The organism is Massilia sp. Soil_C_3, assembly GCF_057657035.1.
This window is the reverse complement of sequence record NZ_JBDGJG010000010.1, coordinates 102,607-116,680: the sequence shown is the minus strand read 5'-3', so window position 1 is coordinate 116,680 and position 14,074 is coordinate 102,607. Positions and strand designations below refer to the sequence as shown.

Sequence of the window (14,074 nt, the reverse complement as noted above, 5' to 3'; positions counted from 1 at the left end):
CGAAAAATGGCTTAAAATCAATGACTTGTGGCGTGAATGACTACGTCAGATGCCCATGTTCGACAGGATTTGTCCCAGTTCGCGCAGGCCGGACTCGACGCGCGGGTGGCGGGCGGCGAAGCGCGCCGCCAGTTCCTGGGTGCGTGAACCCAGGCCATAGGTATTGGCGTCGAGCTGCTGCTCGGCGCGGCGCTCCAGCACTTTCTCGATGTCGCCATCGAGCTGGCGCAGCAGGGTTTCCAGTTCGACATCGGTGTCGCCCGTTTCTTGCAGTTCGCGGTGCAGGGCTTTCAGGCGTGCCTTCAGGTCGGCATCGTGTTCGGGTTGCATCGTGGTCTCCGGTGTTGGCTCGATTTCATTGTAAGCCATGGGGGGCGGGAAGGAGAACACGGCAGTGGATGCGGCAAATCGACCGCAGGTTGAACGCGTCGGCGGCAGAGCCGCCAACCCTACCATCATGACCCGTAGGGTTGGCGGCTTTGCCGCCGACGCGGTGATAGCTACCGGCCGCGTCACCACGACCGGTCCCGGCAAAGCTTACTCGCCAGTCAAACCACGACGCTCCAGCAGCGGCTTGATATCCGCATCCTTGCCGCGGAAGTTGCGGTACATCTGCATCGCATCGAGCGTGCCGCCGCGCGACAGCAGGGTCTTGCGGAAGTGGTCGCCATTCTTGCGGGTCAGGCCGCCGTTGGCCTTGAACCATTCGACGGTGTCGGCGTCCAGCTTCTCGGCCCACAGGTAGCCGTAGTAGCCGGCCGAGTAGCCGCCCGAGAACGTGTGCGAGAAGTAGGCGCTGCGGTAACGCGGCGGCACCAGGGCGAAGTCGACGCCGGCTTTCTTGAGCGCTTCAGCCTCGAAGGCCAGCACGTCCTGCGGGATCTGGTTCGGGGCCAGCTGGTGCCAGGCCTGGTCCAGCAGCGCCGCGGCCAGGTACTCGGTGGTGCGGAAGCCTTCGTTGAACTGCGACGAAGCCTGGACCTTGTCCAGCAATTCCTTCGGCATCGGCTCGCCGGTCTGGTAGTGCCTGGCGTAGTTGGAAAGGACCTCGGGCCAGGCCATCCACATCTCGTTCACCTGCGACGGGAACTCGACGTAGTCGCGCGGCACGCGCGAACCCGCGAAGCGTGGGTACTGCACGTCCGAGAACATGCCGTGCAGCGCGTGGCCGAACTCGTGGAAGGTGGTGCGCACTTCGTCGTAGGTCAAGAGGGTCGGCTCGCCGGCGGCCGGCTTGGCCACGTTCAGGTTGTTGGCGATGACCGGCTTCGTGCCCAGCAGCTTGCTCTGCGGGACCCAGGCATTGGCCCAGGCGCCGCCGCGCTTGTTCGAGCGCGCGTACGGATCGAAGGTGAAGATCGCCAGCTGCTTGCCGTCGACGTCGAACACGTCGAACATGCGCACGTCTTCGTTATAGCCAGGCAGGTCCTTGCGCTCCTTGAAGGTCAGGCCGAATTCCTTGTTGGCGGCGAAGAACACGCCGTCCACCAGCACGCGATTGATCTCGAAGTAAGGACGCAGCTGGCCGGCGTCGAAGGCGTAGCGCTGGGCGCGCACCTTGTCGCTGTAGAAGGCCCAGTCATGCGCGGCGGCCTTGAAGCCACCCTTTTCCGCGTCGATCACCTTCTGGATGTCGGCCGCCTCTTTCTTGGCGTTGTTGACGGCTGGCGTGGCCAGCTCCGCCAGCAGGCTGTTGACGGCGTCGGTGGTCTTCGCGGTCTGCTCTTCCAGGTTGTAGGCGGCGTGGTTCGGGTAGCCCAGCAGCACGGCGCGTTCGGCGCGCAGCTTGGCGATCTGCAGCACGGTCTGGCGGGTGTCGAACTCGCCGCCGCGGCTGCCGCGCGCCATCGATGCCGACAGCAGCTTGGCGCGGGTGTCGCGGTTGGTCAACACCGACAGGGCGGCCTGCTGGGTGGTGTTCACGACAGGGATCACGAACTTGCCGTCCAGGCCGCGCTTTTTACCTTCCGCGGCGGCGGCGTCGATCGCCTTGTCGCTCATGCCGGCCAGCTCTGCGCGGGTGTCGACCACCAGCGCCGAGGCGTTGGCTTCCTTCAGCGTGTTCTGGGCGAACTGGGTCTGCAGGGCGGCCAGCTTGCTGTTGTAGTCCTTCAGCTTCTCTTTGTCCGCATCCGACAGCTTGGCGCCGGCGCGTTCGAAGTCGTTGTTGTAGCGGTCCAGCAGGTAGGCCGATTCGGCGTCCAGCTTGAGGCTGTCGCGCTTGTTGTACAGGGTGTTGATGCGCTGGTACAGCTTGCCGTTCAGGCGGATCGCGTCGCTGTGCTGCGACAGCTTCGGCGCCATATCACGGCCCAGGGCGATCAGGGTGTCGTTGGTATAGGAGCCCGACAGTGTGCCGAAGGCGGTGCTTACGCGCGACAGCATGCGGCCGGCGCGTTCCATCGCGACGATGGTGTTCTCGAACGTCGGCGCGGCCTTGTTGTTGGCGATCTTTTCGATTTCAAGAGCGTGCTGGCGCATGCCCTCGGCATAGGCCGGGGCGAAGTGCTCGTTGCGGATCTTGTCCCAGGCCGGGAAGTTGAACGGCAGGGTGCTCTCTTTCGCGAACGGGTTCGAGGCGTCGAATTTCGCGGAAGCGGCGCTAGGGGCCGCGGCTTGGGCCGCTGGCGCCGCGTGGGCGATGTTCAGGACGGCGGCGCTCACGGCGGCGGCCAGCAGGAAGTGGGTACGTTTCATATTGTTTGCTTCTCGTTGTATAGATGGTCTCAGTTCAGGCCGCGGCGTTCCAGCAGCGGCTCGATGACCGGGTCACGGCCGCGGAAGTCGCGGTACATGTCGACCGCGTCCATGGTGCCGCCCTTGGACAGCACCTTCTGGCGGAACACGTCGCCGTTCTTGCGCAGCAGGCCGCCGTTTTCCTTGAACCACTCGCCGGCATCGGCGTCCAGGCGTTCGGCCCACAGGTAGCTGTAGTAGCCGGCCGAGTAGCCGCCGCCCATGGCGTGCGAGAAGTAGGTGCTGCGGTAGCGCGGCGGCACCGGCGCGAAGTCCAGGCCGGCGTCTTTCAGTGCCTGCTTCTCGAACGCGATCACGTCGCTCGGCATCTGCTTGGAGCCCAGCTGGTGCCATTTCTGGTCCAGCACCGCGGCCGCCAGGTACTCGGTGGTGCGATAGCCTTCGTTGAAGCGCTGGGCGGCGCGCAGCTTGTCCAGCAGCTCTTTCGGCATCGGCGCGCCGGTCTGGTAATGCTTGGCGTAGCTAGCCAGCACTTCAGGCCAGGCCATCCACATCTCGTAGACCTGCGACGGCAGCTCGACGTAGTCGCGCGGCACATTGGTGCCCGAGAAGCGTGGATACTTCACCTTCGAGAACCAGCCGTGGGTGGCGTGGCCCAGCTCGTGGAAGGTGGTGCGCACTTCGTCCCAGGTCAAGAGGGTCGGTTCGCCGGCGGCCGGCTTGGTCAGGTTCAGGTTGTTGGTGATGACCGGCTTCTGGTTCAGCAGGAAGCTCTGGTCGACCAGGGAGCTCATCCAGGCGCCGCCGCGCTTGTTCGGACGCGCATACGGGTCGATGATGAAGATCGCCAGGTGCTCGCCGTTCTCTTCGAACACGTCGTACACGCGCACGTCGGCATCGTAGGTCGGCAGGTCGGTGCGTTGCTTGAAGGTGATGCCCCACAGCTGGGTAGCGGCGAAGAAGGCGCCCTTCTCCAGCACGTTGTTGAACTCGAAGTAAGGCTTGAGCTGGTTGGCGTCGAAGGCGTACTTGGCGGTGCGCACCTTGTCGCTGTACATGCTCCAGTCCTGGGCGGCCAGCTGGAAGCCACCTTTTTCGGCGTCGATCACCTGCTGGATCTCGGCCGCTTCTTTCTTGGCGTTGCGCACGGCCGGCGCGGTCAGGTCGCCCAGCAGTTTGTTGACCGAGGCGGTGTCCTTGGCGGTCTGGTCTTCGAGCGAATAGGCCGCATAGCTCTCGTAGCCCAGCAGTTCGGCGCGCTCGGCGCGCAGCTTGGCCAGTTGCAGCACGACGTTGCGGTTATCGAACTCGCCGCCGCGGCTGCCGCGGATCATCGAGGTGGTGAGCAGTTTTTCGCGCACGTTACGGTTGGTCAGCACGGCCAGCGGCGCCTGCTGGGTGGTGTTCACCACCGGGATCACGAACTTGCCGTCCAGGCCGCGCTTCTTCGCCTCGGCGGCGGCCGCTTCGATCGCCTTCTCCGGCAGGCCGGCCAGCTCTTCGCGGGTGTCGACCACGAACGCCGACGCGTTCACTTCTTTGAGCACGTTCTGGCTGAATTGGGTCTGCAGCGCCGCCAGCTGGGCGTTATAGCCTTTCAGCTTGGCCTTGTCGGCGTCGGACAAATTGGCGCCGGAACGCACGAAGTCCTTGTAGTAGCGCTCGAGCAGGAACTTCGATTCGGCGTCCAGCTTCAAGGTGTCACGCTTGTCGTGCAGGGTCTTGATGCGCGCGAACAGCTTCGGGTTCAGACGGATCGCATCGCCGTGGGCCGCGAATTTCGGCGCCAGGTCTTTTTGCAGCGCCTGCAGCGTGTCGTTGGTGTACGAACCGGTCAGCGTGTAGAACGCCGCGCGCACGCGCGTCAGCAGTGCGCCCGAACGCTCCATCGCCACGATCGTATTGTCGAACGTCGGCGCGGCCTTGTTGTTGGCGATCTTCACGATTTCAGCCGCTTCCAGGCGCATGCCTTCGGCGAAGGCCGGCGCGAAGTGCTCGTTCTTGATCTTGTCGAAGGCCGGGTAGCCGTATTGCAGGGTGCTCGGCTTGGCGAACGGATTCGAGGCCTCCAGGGCCGCAGCCGCCGGTTGGGCGAAGGAGAAGGTGGCCATGGCGACGCTGGCTGCGATCAGCAGCAGTTGGGGACGGTTCATAGTGTCTCTTGTGCGTTGTGAGAAAGAAGTACTGCAAATAGCACGCCGCCCTCACCCGCTGCTCGTGACAGCGAATGAGGGCGGCGCGATATCAGTTTGCGGCAGGCTTGGTCTCGACCAGGCCGCGGCGCTCGAGCAGCGGTCCGATTTCCGGATCGCGGCCGCGGAAGTCGCGGAACAGGTCCATCGCTTCGGCCGTGCCGCCGCGCGACAGCAGGGTCTTGCGGAAGTGGTCGCCGTTCTTGCGGGTCAGGCCGCCGCTCTCGGTGAACCACTTGACGGTTTCGGCGTCGAGGCGCTCGCTCCACAGATAGGCGTAGTAGCCGGCCGAATAGCCGCCGCCCATCGAGTGCGAGAAGTAGCCGGTGCGGTAGCGCGGCGGCACTGGCGGATAGGCCACGCCGGCATCCTGCAGCGCCTTGGCTTCGAACGACAGCACGTCGGTCGGCACCTGGCTCGGGGTCAGCTGGTGCCAGCGCTGGTCGAGCAGCGCGGCGGCCAGGTACTCGGTGGTGCGGTAGCCTTGGGCGAACTTCTTCGAGGCGACCACCTTGTCCAGCAGCTCTTTTGGCATCGGCGCGCCGGTCTGGTGGTGCTTCGCGTAATTGGCCAGCACTTCGGGATAGGTCACCCACATCTCGTTGACCTGCGACGGATACTCGACGAAGTCGCGCGGCACGTTGGTGCCCGAGAACTTCGGATACTTCACGTTCGAGAACATGCCGTGCAGCGCGTGGCCGAACTCGTGGAAGGTGGTGACCACTTCATCGTAGGTCAGCAGGGTCGGCTCGCCGGCCGCTGGCTTGGGGATGTTCAGGTGGTTGCCGATGACCGGCTTGTGACCCAGCAGATGCGACTGCGAGACGTATTCGTTCATCCAGGCGCCGCCCTGCTTGTTGCCGCGGGCATAGGGGTCGAAGATGAAGATCGCCAGCGGCTTGCCGTCGACGTCGAAGATGTCGTACACGGTCACGTCCGGGTTGTACACTGGCAGGTCCTTGCGCTGCTTGAAGGTGATGCCGAATTCGCGGGTGGCGGCGAAGAACACGCCGTCGACCAGCACGCGGTTCAATTCGAAGTAAGGGCGCAGCTGGCTTTCGTCGAAGTTGAAGGTCGCGGCGCGCACCTTGTCCTGGTACATCGGCCAGTCCCAGGCGGCGACCTGGTACTTGCCGCCCTCTTTGTCGATGACCTTCTGGATCTCGGCCGCTTCTTTCTTGGCGTTGTTGACCGCCGGCGCGGCCAGGTCGCCCAGCAGCTTGTTGACGGCGGCCGGGTTGCGCGCGGTTTCCAGTTCCTGCGAATAGGCCGCGAAGTTCGGGTAACCCAGCAGCACGGCGCGCTCGGCGCGCAGCTTGGCCAGGCGCAGCACCTGCTTGGTGGTGTCGAACTGGCCACCATGGGTGCCGCGCTCCAGCGACGCCTTCATCAGGCGCTCGCGGGTGGCGCGGTCGGTCAGGAACGACAGCGCCGGCTGGCTCGAGGTGTTCACGATCGGGATCGCGAACTTGCCCTTCTGGCCGCGCTTGGCGGCTTCGTCGGCGGCGGCGCTGATCTGCGCATCGCTCATGCCGGCCAGTTCGGCGCGGGTGTTCACGATCAGGGCGGCGGCGTTGGCGCCTTTCAGCACGCGCTGCTGGAAGTCCGACTGCAGCGAGGCGATCTCGCCATTGAATTTCTTGAGCTTGGCCTGGTCGGCCTTCGACAGGTTGGCGCCGGCGCGCACGAATTCCTTGTAGTAGCGCTCGAGCAGGTGGACCGACTCGGCGTCCAGCGACAGCGACGCGCGCTTGTCGTGCAGCGCTTTTACGCGCGCGAACAACTTTGGATTCAGGTGGATCGCGTCGGAATGCGCCGCCAGCTTGGGCGACATCTCGCGGTCGACCGCGTCCAGCGTGTCGTTGGTATTGGCGCCCTGCAGGTTCGAGAAGGTCGCATACACGCGCGCCAGCAGCTGGCCGGAGCGCTCCAGCGCCACGATGGTGTTCTCGAAAGTAGGCGCGGCCTTGTCGCCCGCGATCGCCTCGACTTCGCGCAGTTCCTCGCGCATGCCGGCATTGAAGGCCGGCAGGAAGTGTGCGTCCTTGATCTTGTCGAAGGCGGGGTAGTTCAGCGGCAGGCTGCTGGGCTGGGCGAAGGGGTTGGCGGCGTCGAGGACGGGAGCGGCAATGGCTGCATGTGCCAGCGCGACGCTGGCAGCCACGATGAGCAGTTTTGGACGGATCATGAGGTCTTTCGCGAACACTAGGGAAGGTACTGCCGGGGCTGGCTCGACAGCAGTGCGCTAAAGATCATAGCAGGCTTGCAAGGCCACCGTAACAATTAAAAAGTATTGCAATGTATCAGTGGAGAGCGCCTGTGTTTACGGGCGTAAACACAGCGCTGCACGTCGAAACGACGGCTCAATAATGCGGGGGACGCTCGTTGAGCGGAGACTGGCCTGCGTCGCGCAGGGTGCGCACATGGTCGGCCAGCTTGGCGACCATCGCCTCGAGCCCGTCGATGCGGCGTTCCTGGCGGTAGATGGTCTTGTTCAGCTCATCCAGCAAGTCTTCCTGCTGGGCGAGCTTGATTTCGAGACTGATGAAACGGTCTTCCTGGGTCATGGCGGCGGCATCCTGCGTAAAACCGGCATTATGCCAGCCGGGCCACGCAGGGCGGCCCGGCATGTCGGCCATCAGCCCTGCCAGGGCACGAAATCGAGGCCCTTGCCGACGACGTCGATCACCAGGGCCTGGTTTTCCGGGCTTTCGGCGAAGTCGATCAGCATCTGGGCGCGACCGTTCTGGCCGATCATCTGCGACCAGTACAGCAAGCCGCCGGTGTCCGGTTCGCGGTCCAGCACGTTTTGATAGAGTTTGTGGATGAACTCCTGGTCGGTCGGGTTCTCGCCATACAGCTTCTTGAACTCGGGCTGGATCATGAACTCGGTGGCCACCTGGTGCAGCGAGGTGCCGTTATCCATGCGCCAGTTCCAGTAACCCAGCCCAGTTTCCTCGGCAGTACGGTCCAGCACCGCCTCGTACAGGCGGAAGATCTGCGCCGAGACAGTGTCGATCGCCTTCCAGCCGTCGTCGAACTTGATGCGCTCGACGTTGAACAGGCCGTCGACCTCGCCGTTCGGCGCGGTCACCGTATAGCCCCAGGTTTCCTTCTTGAGCGCGTAGGCGTCGCGCGAGCCGCCGTAGACCGCGACGTCAAGACCGGCGCCGCCATCGATGGCATTGCTGCCGGCATTGGCGGTGATGGTATCGGCGCCCGCGGTGCCGCCCTGGAAGCCGTTGTGGCCGATCGTCATCGGCATGCTCTGCTGGCCTGCGCGCGCATTGCCCGCATCGTCGAGCGAGACCACGGTAACGTTGTAGCTGCCGTTCGGCAGCGGCTGCGAGGCCAGCGCCCACTTGCCGTCACCGGCGACGGTGGTCGAACCGATCTTGACGAAGTCGCCGTCGCGGTACAGTTCGATCGTGGTGCCGGCTTCGCCGGTGCCCGTGAACAGCGGACGGTTGCTGCCTGCCGCCAGGGCGATGTTCATCGTCGGGACCACGGGCGCGGTGGAATCGATGTGGAACAGCACCTGGTTACTCGCCTGTGAGACATTGCCAGCTGCATCGGTGGCGGTGGCAAAGATCCGGTAGTCCCGGCTATCCACAAAGGGATCTGTCGAACGGGTGCTCCACAGGCCGCTGCCATCGGCCTGGGCCGTGGCGATCAGCTTGTCGCCGAGAAAGACCTTGACCGTCGAGTTGGCCTCGGCGCTGCCGTTCAACAGCAGGATGTTGCCGGTGGTCGCGTAACCCTTGCCGTTTTGCGTCACGGCCAGCACCGGCGCCGCTGGCGCCGCCGTGTCCGCCAGTACATTGGCGCGCTCGACCGTCATATCGGCGAACTGCAGCCAGTCGATATTGCTCAGGGTATCCGTCCCCTCCGCGCCCGACACCGCCAGTGCGCCGTCGCCCACAGTGCCGAAGGTATAGCTATTGCGGTTGCCGTTATAGACCACCGTATCGATTCCTGCTCCGCCGTCGATCATATCGTTGCCTCCATTACCTTGCAAAGTATCGTTGAATTGGGTGCCCAACAGGACGTCGTCCTTGTGGCTGCCAGTGATGTAGCGTCCGCCGCTGCCGTTGATGCCGAGCGCTCCGCGCAGGCCGTCGCCACCGTACAGCCAATTGAAGGCGGCGATGTCATAGGGACGGTAGGTGCTGTGCCAGCCGCCGAGCGAGTCGTAGGACATCAGCGTGTTGCTGGTATTGTTTTCGTTGCTGGGCAAGACGATCTGCGCTTCCGAACCCTCGAGGAAGGGGTGCTTCAGGCCCAGTGCGTGCCCCAGTTCGTGCAGCAGGGTTTCATAGCCCTGGGTACCCGATGTCAGGTTTCCGGTAATGTGCTCCCACTCGGCATTGTCGAGGTACACATAGGCGTTCGCCGTGTACTCGGTCAGCGTGCCGTTCGAGGTCGAACGGTAGCCGGCCAGCCAGCTGCACAAGCCGGTCGTGTACCGTCCTTCGAGATCCATATTGGCCAGGTGAATCTGGGCCGCCGTCCCCGATCCCGTTTCACGGAATTCGATGCCGGTGATCTGCTGCAGATAGGTGAAGGCGGTACGGGTCGCCGCCTGCTGGGAGACGCTGAACGTTTCCTGGCCGCTTTTGTCGGCCTCGTTGCCCGACTCCGTCGAAAAGGTGTAGTTCAGGACGTTGGCGTTGGAATTGCTGAGGTAATTCCAGTCGGGCCCCTTGTCCAGCAGGGCGTCGATGTGGTTCAAGCCCGAGAGCGGGGTGGTGGTGATGTCGGAAACGGTGGCCATGGATCGGAAAGAAAACGTTGCGCTTGCCACACGGCAATTGCCGTGAAACTTTAGCTATCGAAAAACTCGCATTCGGGCAAGTATTTCTTGCTCGACAGTCGAAGTCAAATGCGATTTCAATCGTGCGCAGGTCTTGTCGATCCGCCAAGGCTTGCGCGCAACGTTCCGTTTCCTATTTACTCAGGAACCGGCCGTGGTGTTGCCAATAAGGCTTTCAGGTTCGCCAATCTTTCTTTCGGGCTCAGGATTTCGCTCTCCATCGGCGCGGCTTCGCCGACGTCCAGCGCCATCTCCTTGATGAAGCGCGAAGGATCGCAGTTCACCAGTTCGCCCGCGCGCTTCCTGCGCTTGCACCAGCTCACGTGCAAGGTGCGCTGGGCACGCGTGATGCCCACATACATCAGGCGCCGCTCTTCCTGGATGCGCGCCGCGATCGACTCGACCGACGCGTCCGGATCGCCCTTGTGCGGCAAGATCCCCTCTTCCACCCCGACCAGGTAGACGTGCGGATATTCCAGGCCCTTGGAAGCGTGCAGTGTCGACATGCGCACCGCATCTTCTTCCTCGTCCTGGCCTTCGAGCATCGACATCAGGGCCACCATCTGGGTCAGCTCGAGCAGGTTCTTTTCCTCGCCGTCGCGGTCGCGTCCCCCACGGCCGCGCTCCTTCAGCCAGTTATTGAACTCGAGCACGTTCTGCCACTTGGCCTGGGCCGCGCGGTCGTCGAAATTCTCGTAGAGATAATGCTCGTAGTTCATCTCCTTCATCATGTCGTCGAGCACCTCCGCCGCATGGTCGCCGCTGCCCGACGGTCCCGGGCGGGTGGCGCGGTCTTCCAGCTCGGCGATGAACTGGCAAAAGTCGCGCAGCGAACCCAGCTGGCGGTCGGCCAGCTTGGCTTCGATGCCGCCCTTGCGCGCCGCCTCGTACAGCGAGCAATTCCACTGCTTGGAAAATTCGCCCAGCACTTCCAGCGTGGCCATGCCGACCCCGCGCTTGGGGGTCGTGACGGCACGGATGAAGGCCGGGTCGTCGTCCTGGTTGGCGATCAGGCGCAGGTAGGCGATGATGTCCTTGATCTCGGCCTTGTCGAAGAAGCTCTGGCCGCCCGACATCGTGTACGGGATGCGCTCCTTGCGCAGCGCCTGCTCCATCACGCGCGCCTGGTGGTTGCCGCGGTACAGGATGGCGAAATCGGACCATTTGTTCTTGCGCTGGAAGTGTTCGGACGAGATCATGATCGCGATCTGGTCGGCTTCCTGATCGTCGTTCTGCATGCCCAGCACCTTGATCGGCTCGCCCAGGCCGTGCTCGGACCACAGCGACTTCTCGAACAGCTTCGGGTTGTTGCCGATGACGGCGTTGGCCGCCTGCAGGATGCGGGTGGTGGAGCGGTAGTTCTGCTCGAGCTTGATCACCTTGAGGTCAGGGAAGTCGTCGCCCAGCGTTTTCAGGTTCTCGACCGAGGCGCCGCGCCAGGCATAGATCGCCTGGTCGTCGTCGCCGACGGCCGTGAACATCGGCTTCTTGCCCACACCCGTCACCAGCAGCTTGACCAGCTCGTACTGGCAGGTATTGGTGTCCTGGTATTCGTCCATCAGCAGATAGCGCAGGCGCCGCTGCCAGCGGTCGCGGATCGGTTCGTTATTGCGGAACAGTTCCACCGGCAGGCGGATCAGGTCGTCGAAGTCGACCGCCTGGTAGGCCTGCAGGGTCGCCACATAGCTGCGGTAGACGCGTCCGGCCATGACCTCGTCCTCGTCGCGCGCCGCCTTGATCGCGTCTTCCGGATCGACCAGGCCGTTCTTCCACAGCGAAATCGTGTTCTGGATACCGCGGATTTCCTGTTTATCCGTACTCATCGCCAGGTCGGAGACGATGGTGTAGCAGTCGTCGCTATCCATGATCGAGAACTTGTCCTTCAGGCCCACCCCGGCCGCTTCCTGGCGCAGGATCTTGACGCCCAGCGAGTGGAAAGTAGACACGGTCAATTGCTTGGCCTGCTTGGGCTGCTTGAGCAGCTTGCCGATACGCTCCTGCATCTCGAGCGCCGCCTTGTTGGTGAAGGTCAGGGCGGCGATGGTGCGCGGATCGTAGCCGCAATGCTCGATCATGTAGGCGATCTTTTGCGTGATCACGCGGGTCTTGCCCGAGCCGGCGCCGGCCAGCACCAGGCAAGGGCCGTCGAGATATAGCGCGGCTTCGCTCTGCGGCCCGTTGAGGCCGAATCGTGGTGCAGTGGACATGGGAATTATTTCTGGAGGGACAGGCAGCGATTGTAACAATCTGACGGCCCCAGCGGGCGATGGCGCGCGCCGCCTGCACTGGATTGCAACACTGCGGATTGCAACACCGGCCCGCGCCGGCCGAACGGGAGAGTCAGGGCGCGCCGGCGCGCAATCGAGTAACATGCGTCCTTTGCGGCGTGCGCCGCTGCGGCCCCAATTTTCTGGACATTTGCCCTATGAAATTCGAACATCTCGTTGAAATCAACGACCCGATGAACCCGCTGATCGATACCCTCACCCGCGAGCAGGTATGGCATGGCCTGGTCCTGCGCGCCGAAGACCCGAAGATGTTCATTCCACACCTGGACGCCAGCGAGATCGTCGAGCGCGAGGCGGGCGCTTTCCGCCGCCGCCTGACCTTCGGCGAGCTGGTGATCGAAGACCAGGTGTTCCTGACCCCGCTGCAGGAAGTGCGCTACGAGGTGCCGGCCCAGGGCGAGATCGCGGCCTCGAGCCTGCGCATGATCATCGAGGCGCCGACCAATGCCATGCTGCTGGTGCGTTTTTGCTACGACGACGGCACCGGCGAACACGCCGATCCGGCCAACGCGATGTATGACGAGTTCAAGAAGTCGGCCTATGAAGAAGCCGACCTCGACACGGTACGCATCCTGCGCAAGCTGGCCAGCGAAGGCAAGCTGAACACCACGCTGCTGAACTGAGCGTCAAGTCCCCGGCTCGGTATCGGCCGGGTCGGTCTGGCTATCGCCCTTCGACAGGTTGGTGGCCAGGTCGCGCAGCGCGGTGCGCACGCCCTCTTCGATCACCGGGTGATAGAACGGCATCTCGAGCATCTGGTCGACCGTCAGCCGCATCTGGAATGCCCATGACAGCAGATGCGCCAGGTGTTCGGCGCGCGGCGCGATCATCTCGGCGCCCAGGAACAGCCGGGTGCCATACTCGGCATACACCCGCAACATCCCCTTGTTCTGCAACATGACCCGGCTGCGGCCCTGGTTGGCGAAAGACACGCTGCCGACCGCGAACTTGCGCTGGCCGCCGGCGCACAAGGTTTTGTAGTTCTTGCCCAGGGTGGCGATATTCGGCTCGGTGAAGGCGACCGCGATCGGCGCGCGGCGCAGGCCCGGACGCACGTCCGGGTAGCGGCCCGCGTTGTCGCCGGCGATCTTGCCGTGGTCGGCGGCGTCGTGCAGCAATGGCCGCTCGTTGTTGGCGTCGCCCGCGATGAAGATATTGCTGGTCCCGCACTGCATGGTGCGCGCGTCGAAATGGGGAATGCCGTCCGGTCCCAGCTCCAGGCCCGTGTGCTCCAGTCCCAGGTCGTGCACATTCGGCGTGCGGCCGGCCGTCATCAGCACATACTGGAAGTGCTCGGTGCTTTCCTTGCCCAGCGCATCGCGCACCGTCAGCGCCACGTCGCCGTCTTCCTTCTCTTGCACCGCCCCGACCACCTCGGTCTGGAAGGCGATGTCGAGTTCTTCCATCAAGACCCGTCCGGCGCAGCGCAGCACTTCCGGATCGGTGATGTTGGCGATGCTGCCGCCGCGCGCATAGAAGCGCACGCGCACGCCCAGCCGGGCCAGGGCCTGGCCCAGTTCGAGGCCGATCACACCGGTGCCGATCACGGCCACCGAGCGCGGCAGGTCGTCCCAGTAAAACACGTCGTCGCTGGTGACGATGCCGGGACCGACGTTCTCGAGCTGCGGCAGGCGCAGCGGCGTGGAGCCGGTGGCGATCACGATGCGGCCGGCCTGGATCTCGGTCTGGTCGTCGACCACCAGCGTGCAGGGGCCGGTGAAGCGCGCGCGGCCCTGCAGGCGGTCCTGCACCGGCATCGCCTCGATGCCTTCGAGCACGAAGCCGACGAAGCGATCGCGTTCGCGCTTGACCCGTTCCATCACGGCGCGTCCGTCGATGCGTTTTTCGCCGGCATGCACGCCGAATGGCGCACAGGTGTCGATCACGTGGGACGCCTCGGCCGCCGCGATCAGGAGCTTGCTCGGCATGCAGCCGACCCGGGCGCAGGTGGTGCCGTACTGCCCGCTCTCGATCGCCACCGTCCGGGCGCCCAGCGCCTTGGCGGCGCGATAGGCAGTCATGCCGGCGGTGCCGGTGCCGATGATGGCGACGTCCACGTTCAATTGTTTCATGCTGCTCCCCTC

General features: G+C 64.0%; 9 protein-coding genes. 1 reads left to right on the top strand and 8 read right to left on the bottom strand.

Annotated elements, in window-relative coordinates; all coding sequences use genetic code 11:
• Positions 1-45: 45 nt before the first annotated feature.
• The 7 genes from AC3A6F_RS20940 to AC3A6F_RS20910 form a co-directional block, all read right to left on the bottom strand.
• The gene (locus tag AC3A6F_RS20940; RefSeq protein WP_109345866.1) at positions 46-330 is read right to left on the bottom strand and encodes a DUF4404 family protein; all 285 of its coding nucleotides are present in this window, start codon (positions 328-330) and stop codon (positions 46-48) included.
• A gap of 207 nt (positions 331-537) precedes the next feature.
• Positions 538-2,697 (bottom strand): M3 family metallopeptidase, encoded by a 2,160-nt coding sequence (locus tag AC3A6F_RS20935; protein WP_487684430.1) that lies wholly within the window; start codon positions 2,695-2,697, stop codon positions 538-540.
• Positions 2,698-2,726: 29 nt separating this feature from the next.
• A complete protein-coding gene (locus AC3A6F_RS20930; RefSeq protein ID WP_487684427.1) occupies positions 2,727-4,850 on the bottom strand; it encodes a M3 family metallopeptidase in 2,124 nt (707 codons plus the stop codon).
• A 91-nt stretch (positions 4,851-4,941) separates the two neighbouring features.
• Positions 4,942-7,077 carry a M3 family metallopeptidase gene (locus tag AC3A6F_RS20925; RefSeq protein WP_487684424.1) on the bottom strand — a complete coding sequence of 712 codons (2,136 nt, stop codon included), beginning with the start codon at positions 7,075-7,077 and terminating at the stop codon, positions 4,942-4,944.
• Positions 7,078-7,252: 175 nt separating this feature from the next.
• Positions 7,253-7,528, bottom strand: coding sequence for a SlyX family protein (locus tag AC3A6F_RS20920; RefSeq protein ID WP_487684421.1), 276 nt, complete (start codon positions 7,526-7,528; stop codon positions 7,253-7,255).
• Positions 7,528-9,663 carry a DUF4214 domain-containing protein gene (locus AC3A6F_RS20915; RefSeq protein WP_487684418.1) on the bottom strand — a complete coding sequence of 712 codons (2,136 nt, stop codon included), beginning with the start codon at positions 9,661-9,663 and terminating at the stop codon, positions 7,528-7,530. The genes AC3A6F_RS20920 and AC3A6F_RS20915 overlap by 1 nt, the downstream gene beginning before the upstream one ends.
• 176 nt (positions 9,664-9,839) lie before the next feature.
• On the bottom strand, positions 9,840-11,909 hold the full coding sequence (locus tag AC3A6F_RS20910; RefSeq protein ID WP_487684415.1) for a UvrD-helicase domain-containing protein: 2,070 nt from the start codon (positions 11,907-11,909) through the stop codon (positions 9,840-9,842).
• A 218-nt stretch (positions 11,910-12,127) separates the two neighbouring features.
• Here AC3A6F_RS20910 and AC3A6F_RS20905 point away from each other — a divergent pair, with 218 nt between their 5' ends.
• Positions 12,128-12,613 (top strand): SRPBCC family protein, encoded by a 486-nt coding sequence (locus AC3A6F_RS20905; protein WP_147933553.1) that lies wholly within the window; start codon positions 12,128-12,130, stop codon positions 12,611-12,613.
• Positions 12,614-12,616: 3 nt separating this feature from the next.
• On the opposite strand, the gene AC3A6F_RS20900 is transcribed toward AC3A6F_RS20905, so the two are convergent.
• Positions 12,617-14,062, bottom strand: coding sequence for a dihydrolipoyl dehydrogenase (locus AC3A6F_RS20900; RefSeq protein ID WP_487684412.1), 1,446 nt, complete (start codon positions 14,060-14,062; stop codon positions 12,617-12,619).
• Positions 14,063-14,074: the final 12 nt, after the last annotated feature.